Origin of the sequence: Pseudoalteromonas sp. MMG013 (assembly GCF_018100885.1) — a bacterium.
Taxonomy (GTDB): domain Bacteria; phylum Pseudomonadota; class Gammaproteobacteria; order Enterobacterales; family Alteromonadaceae; genus Pseudoalteromonas; species Pseudoalteromonas aurantia.
In genome coordinates, this window is sequence record NZ_JAGJEE010000004.1 from 1 (window position 1) to 20,664 (window position 20,664).

18 protein-coding genes are annotated in these 20,664 nt (G+C 42.1%); 5 read left to right on the plus strand and 13 right to left on the minus strand.

Annotated elements, in window-relative coordinates; translation table 11 throughout:
• Positions 1-500: 500 nt before the first annotated feature.
• Positions 501-1,175 carry a DTW domain-containing protein gene (locus J8L98_RS05080; protein WP_210995590.1) on the minus strand — a complete coding sequence of 225 codons (675 nt, stop codon included), beginning with the start codon at positions 1,173-1,175 and terminating at the stop codon, positions 501-503.
• Between the two features lie 69 nt (positions 1,176-1,244).
• On the opposite strand from J8L98_RS05080, the gene J8L98_RS05085 reads away from it, so the two are divergent.
• Positions 1,245-1,790, plus strand: a complete 546-nt coding sequence (locus tag J8L98_RS05085) for a GNAT family N-acetyltransferase (RefSeq protein WP_210995591.1) — start codon at positions 1,245-1,247, stop codon at positions 1,788-1,790.
• A 37-nt stretch (positions 1,791-1,827) separates the two neighbouring features.
• Positions 1,828-2,220, plus strand: a complete 393-nt coding sequence (locus J8L98_RS05090; RefSeq protein WP_210995592.1) for a DUF2750 domain-containing protein — start codon at positions 1,828-1,830, stop codon at positions 2,218-2,220.
• A 96-nt stretch (positions 2,221-2,316) separates the two neighbouring features.
• Here J8L98_RS05090 and lpdA read toward each other — a convergent pair whose 3' ends face one another.
• From lpdA to pdhR, 4 genes are all read right to left on the minus strand, one after another.
• Positions 2,317-3,741 (minus strand): dihydrolipoyl dehydrogenase, encoded by a 1,425-nt coding sequence (gene lpdA / locus J8L98_RS05095; RefSeq protein ID WP_192508682.1) that lies wholly within the window; start codon positions 3,739-3,741, stop codon positions 2,317-2,319.
• A gap of 163 nt (positions 3,742-3,904) precedes the next feature.
• Positions 3,905-5,797, minus strand: coding sequence for a pyruvate dehydrogenase complex dihydrolipoyllysine-residue acetyltransferase (gene aceF, locus J8L98_RS05100; protein ID WP_210995593.1), 1,893 nt, complete (start codon positions 5,795-5,797; stop codon positions 3,905-3,907).
• An 11-nt stretch (positions 5,798-5,808) separates the two neighbouring features.
• Positions 5,809-8,475 carry a pyruvate dehydrogenase (acetyl-transferring), homodimeric type gene (gene aceE, locus J8L98_RS05105; protein WP_210995594.1) on the minus strand — a complete coding sequence of 889 codons (2,667 nt, stop codon included), beginning with the start codon at positions 8,473-8,475 and terminating at the stop codon, positions 5,809-5,811.
• 62 nt (positions 8,476-8,537) lie between these two features.
• Entirely contained in the window at positions 8,538-9,287 is a 750-nt protein-coding gene (pdhR, locus tag J8L98_RS05110) for a pyruvate dehydrogenase complex transcriptional repressor PdhR (RefSeq protein WP_210995595.1), read from the minus strand.
• Between the two features lie 353 nt (positions 9,288-9,640).
• Here pdhR and J8L98_RS05115 point away from each other — a divergent pair, with 353 nt between their 5' ends.
• Positions 9,641-10,114 (plus strand): hypothetical protein, encoded by a 474-nt coding sequence (locus tag J8L98_RS05115; RefSeq protein WP_192508686.1) that lies wholly within the window; start codon positions 9,641-9,643, stop codon positions 10,112-10,114.
• Positions 10,115-10,140: 26 nt separating this feature from the next.
• On the opposite strand, the gene J8L98_RS05120 is transcribed toward J8L98_RS05115, so the two are convergent.
• Positions 10,141-10,926: a hypothetical protein gene (locus J8L98_RS05120; protein ID WP_210995596.1), complete on the minus strand. Its 786-nt coding sequence runs from the start codon at positions 10,924-10,926 to the stop codon at positions 10,141-10,143.
• A gap of 368 nt (positions 10,927-11,294) precedes the next feature.
• Between J8L98_RS05120 and J8L98_RS05125 the strand changes: the two genes are divergently transcribed.
• Entirely contained in the window at positions 11,295-11,741 is a 447-nt protein-coding gene (locus J8L98_RS05125; protein ID WP_192508687.1) for an Hsp20 family protein, read from the plus strand.
• An 89-nt stretch (positions 11,742-11,830) separates the two neighbouring features.
• On the opposite strand, the gene serB is transcribed toward J8L98_RS05125, so the two are convergent.
• On the minus strand, positions 11,831-12,856 hold the full coding sequence (serB, locus tag J8L98_RS05130; protein ID WP_210995597.1) for a phosphoserine phosphatase SerB: 1,026 nt from the start codon (positions 12,854-12,856) through the stop codon (positions 11,831-11,833).
• Between the two features lie 74 nt (positions 12,857-12,930).
• On the opposite strand from serB, the gene J8L98_RS05135 reads away from it, so the two are divergent.
• Positions 12,931-13,551 (plus strand): AhpA/YtjB family protein, encoded by a 621-nt coding sequence (locus J8L98_RS05135; RefSeq protein ID WP_192508689.1) that lies wholly within the window; start codon positions 12,931-12,933, stop codon positions 13,549-13,551.
• On the opposite strand, the gene J8L98_RS05140 is transcribed toward J8L98_RS05135, so the two are convergent.
• The 6 genes from J8L98_RS05140 to J8L98_RS05165 form a co-directional block, all read right to left on the minus strand.
• The gene (locus J8L98_RS05140; protein ID WP_210995598.1) at positions 13,518-14,282 is read right to left on the minus strand and encodes a TatD family hydrolase; all 765 of its coding nucleotides are present in this window, start codon (positions 14,280-14,282) and stop codon (positions 13,518-13,520) included. The two genes, J8L98_RS05135 and J8L98_RS05140, sit on opposite strands and share 34 nt — an antisense overlap.
• An 18-nt stretch (positions 14,283-14,300) precedes the next feature.
• Positions 14,301-14,942: a pyridoxamine 5'-phosphate oxidase gene (gene pdxH / locus J8L98_RS05145; protein ID WP_210995599.1), complete on the minus strand. Its 642-nt coding sequence runs from the start codon at positions 14,940-14,942 to the stop codon at positions 14,301-14,303.
• An 89-nt stretch (positions 14,943-15,031) separates the two neighbouring features.
• The gene (argS, locus tag J8L98_RS05150) at positions 15,032-16,774 is read right to left on the minus strand and encodes an arginine--tRNA ligase (RefSeq protein WP_210995600.1); all 1,743 of its coding nucleotides are present in this window, start codon (positions 16,772-16,774) and stop codon (positions 15,032-15,034) included.
• 108 nt (positions 16,775-16,882) lie between these two features.
• Entirely contained in the window at positions 16,883-18,466 is a 1,584-nt protein-coding gene (gene prfC, locus J8L98_RS05155) for a peptide chain release factor 3 (protein WP_192508692.1), read from the minus strand.
• A gap of 132 nt (positions 18,467-18,598) precedes the next feature.
• Positions 18,599-19,765, minus strand: coding sequence for a hypothetical protein (locus J8L98_RS05160; RefSeq protein WP_210995601.1), 1,167 nt, complete (start codon positions 19,763-19,765; stop codon positions 18,599-18,601).
• Between the two features lie 91 nt (positions 19,766-19,856).
• Positions 19,857-20,657, minus strand: a complete 801-nt coding sequence (locus J8L98_RS05165) for an outer membrane lipoprotein-sorting protein (RefSeq protein ID WP_210995602.1) — start codon at positions 20,655-20,657, stop codon at positions 19,857-19,859.
• Between the last annotated feature and the right edge of the window lie 7 nt (positions 20,658-20,664).

Consider the following 20,664-nt stretch of genomic DNA (forward strand, 5'->3'; position numbering starts at 1 on the left):
AGGATATAGCAAACATGACAAGGAAAGGGACAAACAGCAGGACGCTGTGGCTTTAAGGAAACGTTATAGGATATAACACAACATGGACAAACAGCAGGATGCTGTGGCTAAAAGGGACCAATCACAGGAAGTGGTTAGGAGTAATACTGGAAGTATCTTTTAATGGACTAAACTAGGACATGCGGTAAGCCTTGAAACAGACTCCATCGTTAATAGACGATATATCGTATATTACGGACCAGCGGCAGGTAGCCACGTTCACCGGATGATATAGTGTTTAAGGACAGTTAAAGGACCTTAGCAGTGACGCTGAATTTCGCAGAAATAGAACACTTAGCGAAGCCATGGATGCGGACAGTTTTAGGAGTTGATCAGATCAACATTGCAGGATGCGTTTAGAAGATTCCGTCAGCGCGGCTCTTATGAGTCGCGCGCTTTTCTGTTGTTGTATTTTAATTTATTCACAATAACTAAATTAACGGGTACGCCATTCTCTTCGATTAAAACTTTTTTCGCTTGCTCTTAAGATACGCATCTCTAAAATCAATAAAATGGCTAGTCAGCTTTTCAGCAGCAGCACCTTCTTTATTTTGCTCTAGCACCACACACGCTACTTCTGCGGTACTCAATTGATGCGCATGTGCCGCTACACGTAATTGATAATCAGATAAAGACTCAGGCGATACCGATAGAATTGGCAAATTATCAAGATAAGGGCTTTTTCGAAACATCTTTTTAGCTTCTCGCCAAGTCCCATCCAAGAAGATATACAAAGGTATTTTGTTCTTACCCCCTTCAACCTTCTTGATCACTCTCGCTAGTTCAGACTCTCTATCATCCACCGGAAAAACAATGACAGGGTAATAATGCGGATCATTGATCAACTCAATCAATTTTGGATCAGGTTCTGTTCTGTCCCATCGAAAAGCGTGATTATCTGGTATAATATCAGCGATCAAACGCCCTGTATTCGATGGTTTAAAGCTTTCATTATGATACATAATGAGGCAGACTGCGCTTTGACAACTATGCGCCACATTAATGCCATCACAAATACACAAATGCTGTGCAAGTAAACATGCTTCACATCGGCTTAACCTTGATCCTCTGGCTTTATACTCACGCCTTGCAACCGCGATTTGTCGTTGGCGTAGCGCCAATACAGAATTACTCACTCAATACCCTCAAAACAGTTAAGTGTGTATTGTAATAAAATTAAGATATAAAAACAGTAAGGAGCCACGATGAATATTCAAAACTCAGCAAGATTAGGCTTTCGCCTTATGACTGAAAATGACGCACAGTTACTGTATGAGCTCGATCAAGACCCTGCCGTCATGGCACACATCAACGGCGGTATAGCCAATTCAATGACTGATATACAAGAGATTTATATTCCTCGGCTTATCTCATTTACACACAAAGAAAAGGGCTGGGGGCTCTGGCATACCAGTCTATTATCAAATAACGAATTCATAGGGTGGATCCTAGTCAGACCTATGGGCTTCTTTGAAGGTAATAAAAATACTTTAGATTTAGAGCTTGGTTGGCGCTTCAAGCAATCATCTTGGGGCAAAGGATATGCAACAGAAGCCGCTCAACAAGTTGCCAATACCATTTGTAAAGTACACCCTGAGTTACAAGCTCTTTCTGCAACGGCCCTTGTTGAAAATCACGGATCTTTAAAGGTGATGAAAAACATTGGAATGAAATATATCAAAAACTATATTTACAACGACCCTTGTGGCGATCATGATGCCGTACTGTATCGCAAAAGCTTAAGATATTGATGAATATCAGCACACAACTATTTAAAAGAGGTATGTCATGACACACTCTATTGATCAACAACGCATGAACTCTATTCTCAGCAATGACAATACACAACGTTACAAATACTTAATCAAAGAAGTCTCAAGCACAGAACTTGTATGGATCCTAACTGACGAACACGGTTGCGTTATGCTAAATAGTGATGATGAGGATTGTGTACCTATTTGGCCTAATGAAGAGTTTGCCATATTATGGGCCACTGGTGACTGGCAAGACTGTAAACCTCAGTCAATTTCACTTAAGAAATGGCATGCTAAATGGACTGACGGCCTAGCAGAAGACGAACTTGCTATTGCAGTATTCCCCATTCCAGATCAAGATGGCTTAATCGTATATCCCGATGAGTTCGATTATGAACTCGTGAAGTATAGGAAAAATAAAAAATAGCACATACGACAGCACTGATACTCTGTTATTAACAACTCTCGCTAAAAAACAAAAAACCCAGCAGGTGCTGGGTTTTTTCAATTTAAAGAAAAAGACTTACTTTTTCTTTACTGCTTTTTTATTTGGCAAGTCAGTGATTGACCCTTCAAATATTTCAGCAGCAAGTCCAATAGATTCATTCAATGTCGGGTGAGCATGAATTGTTAGCGCTAGGTCTTCACCATCAGCACCCATTTCAACTGCTAGACCAATTTCACCTAACATTTCACCAGCATTAATCCCCACCATTGCACCACCGATAACACGGCCAGACTCTTTATCAAAGATAAGCTTTGTAGAACCTTCAGTGCGCGCAGACGCGATAGCACGACCAGATGCAGCCCACGGGAATACCGCAGTCTCAATGCTTAGGCCTTGCTCTTTCGCTTCTTTCTCCGTAACACCAACCCATGCAATCTCTGGGTCTGTGTATGCAATTGAAGGAATACATTTAGGGTCGAAGAAATGCTTCTGACCTGAAATCACTTCAGCAGCAACATGTGCTTCATGCACCGCTTTGTGTGCAAGCATTGGCTGGCCAACAACATCACCGATTGCGAAGATGTTATTCACATTGGTACGCATTTGCTTATCAGTATTGATAAAGCCGCGCTCATCAACATTTACGCCAGCTTTATCGGCATCTAATAGTTTACCATTTGGCGTACGGCCAACAGCCACTAATACTTTGTCATAACGCACTGGTTCTGCAGGTGCTTTTTTGCCTTCAAACGTCACATATAGACCATCATCTTTCGCTTCAACAGCAACAACTTTAGTCGACAACATAACGTTGAATTTGTCTTTCACGTAGCGTTGGTAAATCTTAATGATATCTTTGTCTGCAGCAGGCACTAGCTGATCAGCAAATTCAACCACATCAATTTGAGAGCCAAGTGCACGATAAACCGTACCCATTTCAAGACCAATGATACCACCACCTAATACAAGGAGTTTCTCTGGTACGTCTTTAAGCTCTAAAGCACCTGTAGAATCAATTACACGATCATCTTCAGGGATGAAAGGTAGGTTAACTGGCTGAGAACCGGCTGCGATAATAGCATTGTCAAAAGTAACTGTTGTAGTACCTGCTTCGCCTTCAACCGCAATAGTGTTAGAACCAGTAAATTTACCATAGCCACTCACTACGCTTACTTTACGCATTTTAGCCATGCCGTCTAAACCACCAGTCAATTGACCGATCACAGACTCTTTCCACGTACGGATTTTATCTAAGTCAATTTGCGGTGCGCCAAATGTAACACCGTGTGAAGACATTTCAGCTGCATCATCAATGACTTTAGCAACATGCAGTAATGCTTTTGAAGGGATACAACCAACGTTCAAGCATACACCGCCTAGGGTGTTGCGAGATTCAATTAGTGTAACGTCTAAACCTAGATCCGCAGCACGGAATGCTGCTGAGTAACCACCAGGACCACCGCCTAGTACAACAACTTGAGTTTTGATTTCGTTGCTCATGTTATTACCTTAACTATTATTCGAACGGGACTGTACTCAAAAAGAGTATCCGTACCAAAATGCCTGCCACATACTCAATAATTGGTACAAGGCAGAGAGAGTTTAAAAATTGTATCATTCACACAAAAAGATGTCCCGCCTATTTATGAGGCGGGACAGCAAATTACATTACTAACTGACGGATATCGCTTAAGTAGTTAGCGAGTGTCACAGTAAAGCGTGCTGCTAATGCACCGTCAATTACACGGTGATCATATGAACAGCTTAGCGGCACCATTAAGCGCGGCTCAAATTCTTTACCATTCCACTTAGGTTTCATTTCTGATTTAGAAACCCCTAAGATAGCCACTTCAGGCGCATTGACGATAGGTGTAAACGCCGTACCACCAATACCGCCTAAGCTTGAAATTGTGAAACAGCCGCCCTGCATGTCTGATGCAGTTAACTTACCATCTCGAGCTTTCTTAGAAATGTCCATCAACTCACGTGATAGCTCAATAATGCCTTTGTTGTTCACATCTTTAAATACCGGAACAACTAGGCCATTTGGCGTATCAACCGCAACACCAATATTGACATATTTCTTCAGAATTAAGCTTTCACCATCTTGCGATAGTGACGAGTTAAACGTTGGGAACTCTTCCAACGCTTTTGCAGCCGCTTTCATCACAAACACAAGTGGTGTGATCTTAACGCCAAGCTTTTTCTTCTCAGCCAATACATTCTGTTCTTTACGGAATGCTTCAAGCGTTGTGATATCTGCTTCATCAAACTGCGTTACGTGTGGAATTTGAACCCAGTTACGATGCAAGTTGGCACCTGAAATTTTCTGAATACGAGATAGCTTCTTCTCTTCCACTTCACCAAATTTAGCAAAGTCAACTTTTGGCCAAGGGATAAGACCAAGCTCACCACCGCCAGAGTTGTTGTTATTAGAGACTTGACCTGATTCAACTTTCTTAACCAGCTCTTTCACATAGTTTTGTACGTCTTCTTTAACGACACGACCTTTACGGCCAGTGCCTTTAACTCGCGCTAGGTTTACACCAAACTCACGCGCTAAACGACGCACTACCGGAGATGCATGTGCATAAGATGCGTTCGCTTCAAATTCTTCTTTGACATTAGAAGCCGCTGGCGCTGAGGCAGGTTTAGCGGCAGGTGCTGCTGAAGAAGGCGTTGGTGCTGCTTGCACAGCTGCTGCAACTGGCGCGCTGCCTGCTACTTCAAATACAAATACCAATGAACCCGTTGATACTTTATCGCCAACGTTTACTTTGATCTCTTTCACAGTACCAGCAAATGGTGCAGGTACTTCCATCGCGGCTTTATCGCCTTCTACGTTTAAGATTGATTGGTCTTCGCTGACTGTATCGCCAACAGCGACCATAATATCGGTAACTTCAACTTCATCACCACCAATATCAGGAACGTTCACTTCTTTATCTGCATTGGCAGCTGGAGCCGCAGGCGCTGCTGCTTCAACCGCAGGAGCTGCAACTGGCGCGGAACCGGCCGTTTCGAAAACAAACACTAAACTGCCCGTTGATACTTTATCGCCAACGTTCACTTTGATCTCTTTAACAGTACCCGAAAATGGTGCAGGTACTTCCATAGCGGCTTTATCGCCTTCTACGTTTAAGATTGATTGGTCTTCGCTAACCGTATCGCCAATCGCAACCATAATATCGGTCACTTCAACTTCGTCACCACCAATATCTGGAACATGGACTTCTTTTAGCTCAGCGCTAACCGCTGGGGCAGCTACTTCTGCCGCTACAGCAGGCGTCGCTACTTCAGTTGCTGGGGCAGCAGGCGCTGCACCTTGGCTTTCAAAGACCATAATTAACGACCCGGTTGCAACCGTATCACCTTCTGAAATTTTTATTTCTTTCACTACGCCTGCATGTGCAGAAGGCACTTCCATAGAGGCCTTATCACCTTCAACAGTAAGTAAAGATTGATCTTCACTTACTGTATCACCCACACTTACTAGGATCTCGGTTACTTCAACCTCATCCGCGCCAATGTCAGGAACATGAATTTCGATTGTCATGATTAAACCTCTTATGCGTAAAGTGGGTTAGTTTTTGTTGTATCGATATCAAACTTCTTAATCGCTTCAACAACCACTGATGATTCAACTTTGCCTTGCTTAACAAGCTCTGTTAGCGCAGCAACCACAACGTAACCCGCGTTCACTTCAAAGTGACGACGTAAATTCTCACGGCTGTCTGAGCGACCGTAACCATCAGTACCTAACACTTTGTAAGAAGTGCTTGGCATAAAGGCACGTACTTGCTCAGCGTAGTTTTTCATATAATCTGTTGCAGCAATGGCTGGTGAGTCACCTAGCACAGTGGCGATATATGGCACTTGCGCATCGTTTTGCGGGTTAAGCATGTTCAAACGTTCAACCGCTTGACCATCACGCGCTAACTCATTGAATGAGGTTACCGAGTAAACATCAGAAGCAACGCCGTACTCTTCACTTAGAATAACAGCCGCTTTACGTACTTCGTTTAAGATAGTACCTGAACCCAGTAACTGAACATGGGCTTTTTCACCCGTGTTAGATTCTAGCTTGTAGATACCCTTACGAATGCCTTCTTCAGCACCTTCAGGCATTGCTGGCTGATGATAGTTCTCGTTCATTAGCGTCAAGTAGTAGAACACGTTTTCCTGCTCAGGACCGTACATACGACGAATACCATCTTGCATAATTACCGCAACTTCGTAACCGAATGTTGGGTCATAAGAAATACAGTTAGGAACCGTTGCAGCTTGAATATGACTGTGGCCATCTTCATGCTGTAAACCTTCACCGTTTAGTGTTGTGCGACCCGCTGTCGCGCCTAATAAGAAGCCACGAGCTTGCTGATCGCCCGCCATCCATGCCATATCACCAACACGTTGGAAACCGAACATAGAGTAGTAGATATAGAATGGGATCATCGGTAAATCACTGGTGCTATAAGACGTAGCAGCAGCAACCCATGAAGACATAGCACCGAGCTCATTGATACCTTCTTGCAATACCTGACCTGAAGTTTCTTCTTTATAGTAAGAAACAATATCACGGTCTTGCGGCGTATAGTTTTGGCCATGCGGGTTATAAATACCAATTTGACGGAATAAACCTTCCATACCAAACGTACGTGCTTCATCGGCAATAATTGGCACGATGTTTTTACCAATGCCTTTGTCTTTTAACAACACATTAAGCGCACGAACAAAAGCCATCGTGGTAGAGATATCACGTTTTTGCTCTTGCAGTAATGGCGCAAATGCATCAACTTCAGGTAGCGTCAGTGCTTGCGTAAAGTTAGGTAAACGCTGTGGAGTATAACCATGTAGCGCTTTACGACGAGCATGAAGATACTCATGTTCTTTAGAGCCTTCTTCTACCGTTAAGTACGGTAAATCTTTAAGCTGCTCATCAGTGACCAAGTCTTCTAGCCCTAGACGTGAACGTAAATGCTCAACGTGCGTTAGGTCCATTTTTTTAACTTGGTGTGCAATGTTTTTGCCTTCTGCCGCTTCACCCATGCCATAACCTTTAACGGTTTTAGCTAGGATAACGGTTGGACGGCCTTTTTCGTCTTGTGCAGCTTTAAAAGCTGCAAACAATTTAGATGGCTCGTGTCCACCACGTTTCAGGGCAAAGATTTCGTCATCTGTCATATCAGCAACCAATGCTGCTGTTTCAGGGTAACGACCAAAGAAATGCTCACGTACGTACGCGCCATTCTTTGCTTTATAAGTTTGATAGTCACCGTCGATAGTTTCGTTCATCAACTCAAGCAACTTACCGGTTGTGTCTTTAGCTAGAAGCTTGTCCCAACCTGACCCCCACACAACCTTGATCACATTCCAACCAGCACCTTTAAATAGGCCCTCTAGCTCTTGAATAATTTTACCGTTACCCATTACTGGCCCATCTAGGCGCTGTAGATTACAGTTGATCAAGTAACACAGGTTGTCTAGCTTCTCACGCGCAGCAAACGAGATTGCGCCACGTGATTCTGGCTCATCCATTTCGCCATCACCCAAGAACGCATATACACGCTGTGCTGAGGTATCTTTCATACCACGGCCATCAAGGTACTTTAAGAAGCGCGCTTGATAAATTGATGCAATTGGACCTAAGCCCATGGATACCGTTGGGAACTGCCAGAATTCAGGCATCAGCTTAGGGTGAGGGTATGAAGAAATACCCTTTCCATCCACTTCTTGACGGAAGTTATCTAGCTGCTCTGCAGTTAAACGACCTTCAAGGAAAGCGCGTGCATAAATACCAGGTGAAATATGACCTTGGTAATACACCAAATCACCGCCATCCACCTCATTGGGTGCACGGAAGAAATGGTTAAAACACATTTCATAAAATGCTGCCGACGACTGGTAAGACGCCATATGTCCGCCAAGCTCAAGATCTTTCTTTGACGCACGTAATACGATCATAATCGCATTCCAACGAACGATAGAGCGAATACGACGTTCAATGTTTACATCGCCCGGGTAAGCTGGCTCTTTATCAGCTGGAATTGTGTTTACATAGTTAGTCGTGATGCCAGTTGGCATATCAACGCCATCAAGACGTGCTTGCTCTAATACTTGCTCTAGCAAGAACTGCGCGCGCTCTACACCTTCTTCTTTTACTACCGACTCAAGCGCTTGCAACCACTCTTTGGTTTCTAACGCGTCTACGTCAAATTTATTGACTTCAGACATATGGAGTGTTCCTTATGTTTAAAATACGAATTTATTTATTCAGTTTTAACAAACCAACTTAATTACTGTTGCTTGGTCCGTCTTAGGCTTCGCTCTATTCGAGAGCGCTCTTTACCTGCTTGTAATAAGGCTTCTTCAATGAACGCCAAGTGTGCATTACTCGCTAACCGCGCTTGCTCTGGATTGCCATTGATCACAGCATCCATTAATACTTTTCGATGCTCAGCTAGCTGCTCACTGACATCTGACTTTTGTACTAGAACCGTTAAGTTCTGTAATACATTTTGTTCCAATAACGTTTGCATTCCGCGCATTAAGTGCAGTAACACCACATTATGTGACGCTTCTGCTACGGTAAAATGAAATGTGTTAATCGCGGCAGCTGTTTGTGCTAAATCACCTTGAACAGAGGCAATACGATCAAAACTATGTTGTACTTTTTCAAAATCAGTGCTGGTACCGCGTAATGCAGCGTAATAAGCAGCAATCCCTTCCAGCGCATGACGAAACTCAAGTAAATCAAATTGAGATTCAGGGTGTTTACTGATCAAATCAAATAAAGGATCAGTAAGCCCTTCTTCTAATTGGTTCTTTACATACGTTCCGCCACCTTGACGCCGTGTAACCAGTCCTTTCGCTTCTAGCTTTTGAATCGCTTCTCGTAACGAAGGGCGAGACACATCAAACTGTTTGGCAAGCTCTCTTTCTGGCGGCAACTTAGCACCCGGCATCAATGATCCTTCTAAGATCATGTTTTCGAGTTGTTCCAAAATAACATCTGATAACTTAGCTGCTTTTATCTTTAAAGACATTAATCAATCGCCGAATTTAGGTGTATTGCCAACCGCTGAAACCATCAGTAAGTTGGAGTATTAAAACCAAAAGGTAAATTGGTCATACCAAATTTGGACAATACGGTATCAAAATCAAGCTGTACTGTCAAAAATCTGCGGATTATTGCCTTAGACAAGCACAAACTAGAGTCTAAACTTTATACAAAAATATGCATTTGAGAAGTGATATAAAAAAGGTCTGACCAGTTAGTCACTTTAAAATTAATATGTCAGTCATTCAAACTATTTTGTTTTTCCCTACGTACCTTTTTGTAATAAGCGCTCTTATAAACAATAATTAAGTCAAGATCTGAAGTCACTAGAGGTGTTACATGTCAATGGCCGTCGTCGGTGGGATTGTATTTTCAGTCTTTTTAATGATTCTACTTTTCGTCAGAGGTGAAAACATTAAACGAGATCTTAAAAGAGCCAACGCTAAATTAGAATCTACCAGTCGCCAAAAAACACACCTTGGTGGTATTGTTATGGAGCTGGCAAAAGAAGAGCAGTTAATGCTCAAAGAGCGTATGGCTAAAGTCCAGAAAGATAGCTCCCCAAACGAGCGTTTTGTGGTCTGTACCAGTCTATTAATCGACGCCAGTGATTCCGTGATCAGCGATGCAGCATTAGATAATCGCACCGTCAGAAAAGCGTTCGAATACTACATTTCTAATTTTTCAGATGTCCCTTACACTGAATTTAAAGCCGTTATATTGCAAGATCAAAAACGAAAACAGCTATGGGCAGGAGACAATATTCACGCTTATTTAGAACTGTGCAAAAGCTGTATTGCCGCCATTGAATAAACCTGCCACACGTTTACTTTGCTGCATTACTTCGATGACTTCATTAACCGGTAATTAAGAAATATCACTTCCCTCGTTTGTTTACCTACAGCACGTCGATGTAAAAGTTGAATATTTTCTAACGCAACATGACCCTTTGCTGCTACAACCGATACAGGCGTGCTTCTAGTCGCTTTACTTGCGTATATCCGCCCAAAATCACCTAACATGGTTCGCCATGAATTTAGCATAAAAGGGTCTGGGATCACTTCATGAGGGCTACACTCCCCATCAACATCAGATAAATACACCATCAGAGTAAGTGAAATAAAATCAGGGAAATCGCGATGAAACGTGGTTGCTCGTGTAATTGCATGTTCATGCTCTGGTAAGGTTCTAACAAAATAAGAACTGTCTAACTCTGGGGTCGACTTAAAATAATAACTCACAAGTGCCATAACCAGAGGGTCTTCTGACAGCACCCTAACAATCGAGTGGTTTCTATGCGGGTTTTCGTAAAAGTTGACGTTCAATTCTACAAACAGTCGACTTAACTGATCACAGACATTCGGCTTAATTTGTAAGCCACAAAGACAATGTGCGTCGAGTAAGGTATCCAGCATAAGATCTGTTGGCTGTGCAAGCAATACACTTGACGACAATGGTACGTTTAACACGTCACCTTTTGTCACGCTGAGCGGGTATTTCCGTTGATAGTAATGAATAACCGATTTTTGCCATGGACCTGAGTAAAAAAATCGCCTGATAGGGACGATCAAAATCGTATAAATAACAGTGTGCCGTATATAGTGTTGTAAGTTTTTAGATAGCACGCTGAATCCTGTTTCCAATGAAATTGAGCCCTAAATTAACACGCTTTATCGTTGAGCTTTCCTGAACCTGTTTCCCTCAATGACATGCTAGCATCACAGTATTTCACTAGGCACAATAAAAATTCGTTATTTCACTCTAGTTGAAAACCTCACTTTATTCATTGAAAAAATTAAATTAAGTCAGCAAGTTAAACTAAATTTGAAAATTAATTTAAAACTTTTCCTTGAAATACCTCTACGCTGACCATAGATATGTTTTAGGACGCCGACAGGGTCCAGAATTTAAATTAACTACATGTTTATATTGATGTTTATTGCTTATTAAAAAGAATAAACACCATCATTAATCGCTTTATGAGGATTCAAATATGCGAACAATCGACTTAACACCACTACACCGTTCATTCATTGGTTTTGACCATTTATCATCGTTAATGGATGCAGCACAGCGTAACAGTGAAAAACAACCCAGTTACCCTCCATACAACATAGAAGCATTAGATAACGACCGGTATCAAATTACCATGGCTGTCGCTGGTTTCAGCGATGCTGAACTGTCCATTGAGTCAGAAAACAATACCCTTGTCGTCAAAGGTGAAAAACTCAGCAAAGATGAAAAGACTGAACGTACATTCATTCATCAAGGTATTGCAGAACGTAACTTCGAACGGAAGTTTCAATTAGGTGACCATGTTAGAATACTCAGTGCTGAATTAGACAATGGCCTATTGCTTATCGATTTACAGCGAGAAGTGCCTGAAGCACTTAAACCCAGAAAAATAGCGATTAGTTCTGGTAACTTATTGAAAAATTAACTCGCTAAGACATTTTCCTTTCATGTTGTTAGTCCGAAATCAGCCATATCACATGGCTGATTTTACGTATTTATCAAATCTAAAAATCGTTACTTTGCAGGTATGCTGAGTATATAAAGCACCTGTAATAATGATCCCTGACAAATAGCCGCATCCGCTTGAGAAACAACTTTGGGTTTTCCATGGACTGCGATACCGGTTCCCGCTTCAGCCATCATTAATAAGTCGTTAGCACCGTCACCTATTGCCACTGTTTGTGCTTTAGGTAAGCCCAATTGCAACCGCAAGTGAGATAATATTGCTGCTTTACTTTGTGCATCAACCACCTGCCCAAGTACTTTACCAGTTAACTTATTATTTGCTATTTCCAACTCATTGGCATAATACTCATCCAACTGAAGTGGTTTTTGTAACGCTTGTGCAAACCACGAAAAGCCACCTGATGCAATGACCAAATGCCAACCATTGCTTTTTAAGTGATGGCATAGTGCTTGGATCCCCTCCATCAATGGTAAGTCGTCCTTTAATGCTTGAATAAGAGACAGCTCCACCCCTTCAAGCTTAGCCACCCGCTGGTTTAAACTGTCATTAAAGGCCAGTTTGCCAGCCATAGCCTGTGCTGTTATATGAGCTACTTCTTCATAAACCCCAGCTAACCGTGCTATCTCGTCAATGCATTCAACTTTTATCGCTGTTGAATCCATATCCATCACCAATAATCCTGGCTGTTGGTTATTGGCTGGATTCATAATACATGCAGCTTGCAGCTGTTGATCAGCGCCGATACGCCTCAAACCAGCTCGAAAATCATGCAGTGTTGCTTCCGTCATTTCAACATCACTGTAAAGCGCCAACGCACTCTCTAATTCCTCATCAGGCTGATAAAGGCAGACAGATTGCACCTTAACGTTATGTTGGTGTGCAAAGGTCAATACCGTCACTAAGCTTATTGCGCTTAACTCGTCGCCAAATAGCGTGATAAACAACCCGTTATGCCGTGAAGGTATTTTTTGACTCTCGATCAATTGGGCATTTTCAACTTGATACCATTTTGCTAAGGTGAGTACTTGTGACAATGGTTTTTCACTAAGGTGAGTAAGGCTGACGGTTGACATGTTTGGCTCCTAAGTAACTTGCAGACCCTTTTTACCATCTAAGGTGTAACCTGTCAGCAAACATCAGGGGCACTATGAAAAATACACAAGCTATTGAATTATTAAAGTCATCGACAGGTAGACGGTTGGTACGTCTATTAATTGCGGCTGCATGTTTTCTCTTGTTAACGCACATTGCATTTACAACAAGCTTTGAATCACATCAACTCTTGCATAAACAAGCCGATAATACCGCTAGGAGCCTTACCGCACAATTGGCACTCAATGCTGCACAACCCCTCAAACGAAACGATTTACCAGCACTGAGACAATTGGCTAACCACCTTGCCAGCGATCCATTTGTCATGGGGGTAAGCATATACAATCAACAAGGTAAGTTGAAAATTAGTAATGATGGTTTCACTCCGCGACAACCCCTCAATGCACTGCCAAGCGCACTGCCAGGAATAAGCAAAATAAAAACCCCCATTGTAGTGCAAGTCATAGATAATGAAAAAACACCGATAGGCTTCGTTAACACCGTCTATCTCACTGAATCAGCAATGAGCCAAAGCCACCAGCACTTTCATGAACTGGGCCGTATGGTACTTTTAATGTTAGTGATCACCGGAGTTTTCACTTGGCAAATTGGCAGAGCGCTAAAACGCTGGGAAGTAAAGCGTCAAATTCGAAAAAGTGTACAGGACGAATCATAAAGCTGCTGCGCTATGTCACTCGGCGTTTCATGACGCAATTGACATAAGTATTTAAACACATCTACCACTCGCTCGGGCAAATTAATTTGCCCTTGATGACCAAACAAAGGCATTGAAGGGGAATCTGTTTCTAATAAGAGGTGCTGCAAAGCAACAGTCGCAAATACTGCTTTGGTTTTATTGGCTCGCTCGTAACTAATAGTCCCACCAACACCTAACTTAAACCCTTTCGCAATATAATAATTGGCTTGTTGCAGTGACCCAGAAAAAGCATGGATCACGCCACCATATAAAGGCGGCGTTTGCTTAAATGCTTGTGCTATATAATGGTGGCTTTGTCGGTGATGAATGATCAATGGCAGCTTGAGTGCATTTGCAAGTTGAATATGCTGTTGAAACAGGCTTTGCTGATACGTTAACTGTTCACAAGTTGTATCAATACCGCACTCCCCAATCGCAACCAAATCTTCCTGATGTTCATGGGCATATTGCGCTAAGGCGTCAAAGTGGTGCGACTGATGTTGTGTAATAAAATAAGGGTGCAACCCTACGGCAATATGACATCCTGCATGCTCTTGCTTGAAGGTAAGTAACTTCTGGCTTTGTGCTAAAGATACGCCAGGGATCACAAAACCACAAACACCAACAGCATTGGCATTAGTAATATACCGCGCTAAATCTGGGGATAATTCTGGAAAATCTAAGTGGCAGTGACTATCGATAAAGCGCATATTACCCCCTTATTACGCTTAAGGATTCAATCGTTCAATTTTCCACGAGCCAGCGGATTGTTTAACATACATAAAGCGATCATGTAAACGATGGTCTCCACCTTGCCAAAACTCTATTTTAGTTGGTTCTACACAGTACCCACCCCAAAAATCTGGCAAGGGAATTTCACCTTTCGAAAATTTCGCTTTCATTGTCTGGAACGTTTCCATCAGCACTTTGCGTGATGATACAGGTCGCGATTGTTGAGAAGCCCAAGCAGCCAATTGGCTTTCTTCAGGACGCGACAAAAAATACTTTGCAACCGCGGCCGTTGAAAGCGGCTTTGTTTCTCCATAGACAATGACTTGACGTTCAATTGCATGCCACGGGAAGTGTAAACTAATCTTATTATTACCTTGTAACTCTTGCGCTTTACGTGAGCCCGTATTGGTAAAAAATACAAAACCTTGTTCATCTAAATGCTTTAACAGCACAATACGCTGTGATGGCTGCCCAGTGTCATCAACCGTCGCCACTACCATGGCCGTAGGGTCGCTAAATTTGGCGTCAACGGCTTGTTGTAGCCAAATTTCAAATTGCGTTATAGGATCATCCGCCAGCATCTCGCGACGCAGCCCACCTTTGCTATATTCACGACGAATATCTTCAAGCTTCATCATCTTTCCTTACAAAAAAACCGCACCAACTACGTTGAAATGCGGCTTTAATTAATCGTTTCAGGGGGTATCCCAATGCCAACAAATGTAAATTACATTTGTTCCATAACTTCAATACCCAATAAATCTAAGCCTGTACGTAAAGTATCTGCCACTAAGTTACATAGTACTAAACGGCTATCTCGTACATCTGCTGCCACATCATCTTTTAAGATTGGACACGCTTCATAGAACGTCATATACAAACTAGCCAACTCATACAAGTAACCACACAATACGTGCGGCGTGGCCTCACTGATCATCAGATCTAATACTTCTTCAAGCTGTAACAACTTAATTGCCAGCGCTTTTTCTTGTGGCTGCTCAATATTAATCGATGCAGTTAATGCGTCGCTATCAATATTGGCTTTACGGAAAATACTTCGAACGCGTGTATAAGCGTATTGTAAGTACGGTGCCGTAGCGCCTTCAAAGCTCAGCATACTATCCCAATTAAAGATGTAGTCACTGGTACGATGCTTTGACAAATCTGCATATTTAACCGCACCAATACCCACCTTACGGGCAATTTCACCACGCTCAGCATCAGTCAAACCAGACTCTCGGTCAGCCAACTTATCTGTCGCACGGCTAATGGCTTCTTCAAGTAAATCAGCAAGCTTCACCGTGCCACCGGTACGCGTTTTAAATGGTTTGCCATCACTGCCCATCATAGTGCCAAACGGGCTAAATTCATAGCTGGTCTCATCTCTTAAGAATCCAGCTTTACGTGCTGTTAATTCAACTTGGTTAAAGTGTAAACTTTGACGTGCGTCAACAAAAATCAAAATACGGTCTGCACCCAATTTATTTGAACGATAATCACAGGCTGCTAAGTCAGTGGTTGCATATAAGAAGCCCCCCCCAGACTTTTGTACAATAAATACCGATGGCTCTCCATCTTTATTTGCTAACTCGTCTAAAAATACAACTTGTGCACCTTGATCTTCAACCGCAATACTTTTCTCTTTTAGTAATGCAATCACGTTGTTCAGTTCACTGTTATAAGCACTTTCAGCCATGATGTCATCACGAGTTAATGTCACATTCAAACGCTGATACACTTCCTCTGAATGCTTCACTGATGTATCAATAAATAAAGTCCATAATTTTTGACAATGCGTATCACCACTTTGTAACTTTACAACATAATCACGGGCTTTATCAGCAAAGCCCTCTTCGTCATCAAAACGTTTTTTGGCATCACGATAAAATGTTTCTAAGTCAGCCAATGCCACAGACTCTAAATCAACACCTTGATTTAACAAGTCTTCTAAGTGTGCGATGAGCATACCAAACTGAGTACCCCAATCACCCATATGATTTTGACGCACTACCGTGTCACCGCGAAACTCTAAAGCACGCACCACTGAATCACCAATGATGGTTGAGCGTAAATGTCCTACGTGCATCTCTTTCGCCAAATTAGGCGAAGAAAAGTCCACAACCACCTTCTGAGGCTGACTATGCTCAGCCACCGCTAGCTTGTCATCTTGGTTAGCCGCTTCCAAACTCTTTGATAAAAATTGCGATTTCAAATGGATATTAATAAATCCAGGACCCGCTATTTCTGTTTTTTCGGCCAGCTCAGACACATCTAAATTATCAATGATTTTTTGTGCGAGCTCTCGAGGGTTGGTTTTTAGTGCCTTAGCTGCGCCCATTGCGCCATTAATTTGGTAATCACCAAATTGTGGGCGTGTGCTTTGCGTTACGGCTGGGTTCGAGCCCTCAGGAATGCCAGCTGCAACCATTGCTGCGTTCGCTTTTTCAATTAATATCGTTTTAATATTCATTATTCGTCCTATTATGTGCTGCTTAGGAGCTTGCTCAACTACCCAGCACACTATAAATCTATCACGTAACTTACACGGTTAAAGCCATTTCATTTGGCTTAGTGCCTATTAATGTTCGCGTGTATGGTGAAACTCTACTTCGGGATAACGTTCCATAGACAAGTTTAGGTTCACACGACTAGGTGCAACGTAGGTTAAGTTATCACCGCCATCTAGCGCTAAATTCACTTCGCATTTACGTCTAAACTCTGCCAGCTTTTTCTCATCACTACAGTTTACCCAACGAGCCGTTTGAACGTTCACACTTTCATAAATTGCATCGACGTTATATTCTGCTTTCAAACGTGCTACAACCACATCAAACTGCAACACACCAACAGCACCCACAATCAGGTCATTGTTTGCCAATGGTCTAAACACCTGCACAGCGCCTTCTTCTGACAGTTGTACTAAGCCTTTCAGCAATTGTTTTTGCTTCAACGGATCTTTTAGGCGAATGCGTCTGAAGAGTTCTGGCGCAAAATTTGGAATACCACTGAATTTAAGCTTTTCGCCTTGCGTAAAGGTATCGCCAATTTGAATCGTCCCATGGTTATGTAAACCAATAATGTCGCCGGCATAAGCATCTTGCGCACGCTCACGGTCACCTGCCATAAAGGTCACTGCATCAGAAATACTGATCTGCTTACCCAAGCGAACGTGATTCATTTTCATACCTTGGCTATATTTACCCGATACAATACGCATAAACGCGATACGGTCGCGGTGCTTTGGATCCATGTTCGCTTGAATTTTAAATACAAACCCAGAGAAGTTGTCCTCATCCGCTTTGACTTCGCGCTCTTCAGTTTGACGTGGCATAGGCGTTGGCGCCCATTCAGTTAAACCATCTAGCATATGATCCACACCAAAGTTACCTAGTGCAGTGCCAAAAAATACCGGAGTTAGTTCCCCTTTCAGAAATAACTCATGATCAAACTCATGTGATGCTCCTATCACCAACTCTAACTCTTCACGCAACTGCTCAACCAGCTCAGAGCCTATTTCGGTATCAAGCTCAGGGTTATCTAACCCCTTAATAATACGTTTTTCTTGAATCGTATGACCTTGGCCTGTTTGATACAAAATCGTTTCGTCACGATGAATGTGATAAACCCCTTTGAACTCTTTACCACAGCCGATTGGCCAGCTTACTGGCGCACATGCAATATTTAACTCGGTCTCAACTTCGTCCAGTACTTCCATCGGATCGCGAATATCACGGTCAAGCTTGTTCATAAAAGTTACAATTGGTGTGTCACGTAAACGGGTTACTTCCATCAGCTTGCGAGTTCTGTCTTCGACCCCCTTTGCCGCATCGATAACCATCAAACACGAATCTACCGCTGTTAATGTACGATATGTATCTTCAGAAAAATCTTCATGTCCCGGTGTATCGAGTAAGTTTACAAGGGCATTATTGTAAGGGAACTGCATTACAGAGGTTGTAACTGAAATACCACGCTCTTTTTCCATTTCCATCCAATCAGATTTAGCATGCTGGTTTGAACCTCGACCTTTTACAGTACCGGCTTTTTGCAACGCCTTTCCGAATAATAAAACTTTTTCAGTGATGGTGGTTTTACCTGCATCCGGGTGCGAGATAATAGCGAATGTACGTCGCTTTTGGGTTTCAGTAACTAAGTTTGACATGTAAGCTGCTTTTACCTGTGCTTGCCAACACGAAAATGTACTGGCTCAAGTGATAATTTTCTTAATTATACCTGTTTTGTACAGGGCAAAAAAGCAGCCAATAGGAGTTATTCATTAATAAAATGATACTTGCTAAAAATAGAGCTCTAAAGTCAATTGTAAAAAGTCTTCTTTGTTACGCGCATACACAACATTAGTCGGTTCATCAGAGCTAAATAAGTACCCCTCTACTGCAATTCGTAATACATCGCTGAGCCGCTGTGAAGCCTCAAGCTTAAATACAGACGTTCCGCTATCATCCAAATCCAAACTGATACCAGCCAATACTTCCGTGCCAGCCATATCATTAACCGTCAAGCGCCCGCCCAAAAATATATCATTTTGTCCCATCGGTACGCTGACGCCATTTCGGCTATCAAATTGATATTCGACTATCGTCCCAAAATCCATTCGAGTATTTAATATTTGCGAATGACTATACTCGACTCCAGCAACATACGCGTGATGTGTTGCGATAGAGTTTCTCTGTATGGCTTCGAGTTTCAACAACCAACTATCAATCACCCCCTGAAAATCAATACTAAACTGAGTCATTTGTGCATAATGTGGAATCGCTACACCATCGGTTTGTTGCTTAAAGTATGCTTCTCGGTTCGTTCCTGAAAAGTAACTAACTCCCACTTCCCAATCATCATAGTAGTGGCTGTACCTTAGTGCAGTATCTATGTGTCGTGCTGCTTTGCTTGACTCATATGTTGGGTCTGTACTATCTACGTCAAATGGTAGCCCAAGCCGCCCCTCTTCAGACGCAAATTCCATCTGACGAAAATAAGGCAAAACGAATATCCCAACAGTGCCCCACTCTTTCGAAAAAGTGAGATTCAACATTGGCTGACCTAACTTATCTTCTGAATCAACCCCCTCTAACAAGTCTGTTTGATTAATGACATCGACTAAGTGCAATGATTCAGTCACTCCCCAAAAAACTTTACCAATACCCGCTCTAAACTCATATTCATCTGCCAGATACAAGAACATGAACTCTCGTATATCACTATGTGTACGTGTGCTATCTAGCGAGTCAACACGCAAAAATGGCGCAACAAGCAAACTGGTATTAGAAAAAATATCATCGAAGTAAAACTCAGGTTCCAACTTAAGCGACGTTTGATGTACCTGATTATCTTTGTTGCCATGTGATGAGAATTGACGATGTTCAAGATCGACTTGCCCACTTAACTCAAACGCTTGTGCAAAATGCACACTCCAGCCTAAAAATAAGACAAAATAATATTTCAATATAGAAATCCTTTTTAATCATTCGAAATATAAAGCCCGAGTCAGCTACGGGCTTTCACTGCTTCACAACGCACTGCGTCACTGTTGATTATTAACGTACTCGCTTAAGTACATTTTTATTAAAATCTTTATCATTTAAAACAATGTTAAAATTGAATGGTTGATAAGATAATTCGGTTTCCCGTGCATTTTGTATGTTTTTCATCCGTAACTGATGTGCTCGCCACACACCATTGTCATATTTTTTATAACCACTTAACGCTAAGTTTTTTAACAGGCCGCCGCGTTTATCAAAAAACTCCACTTTCAGCGGTTGATAATGCGTCGTATCTAACCAAGTCTTTAGTTTGCTATACCCCGAACTTTTCGCTTTTGGTATGGACTCCACAACGTAGACTTGTTTACCTTCAAGCTCTGCTATCACCGCGCTCCCGTATGTATACTTTTCTACTTCAAAAGAACTCATATCTTCATATGAAAACTCACTTCCCATAAACGAACTGGACTTGTTATTTGAAGATATGCGCTTTACACGCTTCAAGCTTGGCAAGTAAAGCCATTGGTTATCCAATTTACCGACATGTGAATGATTTAAAAAGGCCACACCACTTACATCACGAGGTGTATCAAACACACTTAAGCTTTTATCACCATCACCAATCACTTCTAGCGCTTTAGCACGCAATGATCGTGTTGACTGTTGACCGTTAGACATGGTCAAAACCATATTTAAGGCAACCTCACTAGAACGCCAACCTGAATTATGCTGCTTACGTTTCCCCATTAACTCCTCAGCATTTAATTGCTCAGATGATGCATAGGTATTGTGTGCCAACAGTAATGTCATCGATACCACTAACAATTGACTCAGTATTGATACTTTATTTTTCATAAAAATT

Excerpts from the sequence above, each read along its gene's own strand:
- J8L98_RS05115 (WP_192508686.1), top strand. The coding sequence starts at position 9,641 with ATGTCAATGGCCGTCGTCGGTGGGATTGTATTTTCAGTCTTTTTAATG.
- aceE (WP_210995594.1), bottom strand. The coding sequence starts at position 8,475 with ATGTCTGAAGTCAATAAATTTGACGTAGACGCGTTAGAAACCAAAGAG.
- J8L98_RS05140 (WP_210995598.1), bottom strand. The coding sequence starts at position 14,282 with ATGCGCTTTATCGATAGTCACTGCCACTTAGATTTTCCAGAATTATCC.
- J8L98_RS05135 (WP_192508689.1), top strand. The coding sequence starts at position 12,931 with ATGAAAAATACACAAGCTATTGAATTATTAAAGTCATCGACAGGTAGA.
- aceF (WP_210995593.1), bottom strand. The coding sequence starts at position 5,797 with ATGACAATCGAAATTCATGTTCCTGACATTGGCGCGGATGAGGTTGAA.
- J8L98_RS05090 (WP_210995592.1), top strand. The coding sequence starts at position 1,828 with ATGACACACTCTATTGATCAACAACGCATGAACTCTATTCTCAGCAAT.
- lpdA (WP_192508682.1), bottom strand. The coding sequence starts at position 3,741 with ATGAGCAACGAAATCAAAACTCAAGTTGTTGTACTAGGCGGTGGTCCT.
- J8L98_RS05165 (WP_210995602.1), bottom strand. The coding sequence starts at position 20,657 with ATGAAAAATAAAGTATCAATACTGAGTCAATTGTTAGTGGTATCGATG.
- argS (WP_210995600.1), bottom strand. The coding sequence starts at position 16,774 with ATGAATATTAAAACGATATTAATTGAAAAAGCGAACGCAGCAATGGTT.
- J8L98_RS05085 (WP_210995591.1), top strand. The coding sequence starts at position 1,245 with ATGAATATTCAAAACTCAGCAAGATTAGGCTTTCGCCTTATGACTGAA.
- prfC (WP_192508692.1), bottom strand. The coding sequence starts at position 18,466 with ATGTCAAACTTAGTTACTGAAACCCAAAAGCGACGTACATTCGCTATT.
- serB (WP_210995597.1), bottom strand. The coding sequence starts at position 12,856 with ATGTCAACCGTCAGCCTTACTCACCTTAGTGAAAAACCATTGTCACAA.
- pdxH (WP_210995599.1), bottom strand. The coding sequence starts at position 14,942 with ATGATGAAGCTTGAAGATATTCGTCGTGAATATAGCAAAGGTGGGCTG.
- pdhR (WP_210995595.1), bottom strand. The coding sequence starts at position 9,287 with ATGTCTTTAAAGATAAAAGCAGCTAAGTTATCAGATGTTATTTTGGAA.
- J8L98_RS05125 (WP_192508687.1), top strand. The coding sequence starts at position 11,295 with ATGCGAACAATCGACTTAACACCACTACACCGTTCATTCATTGGTTTT.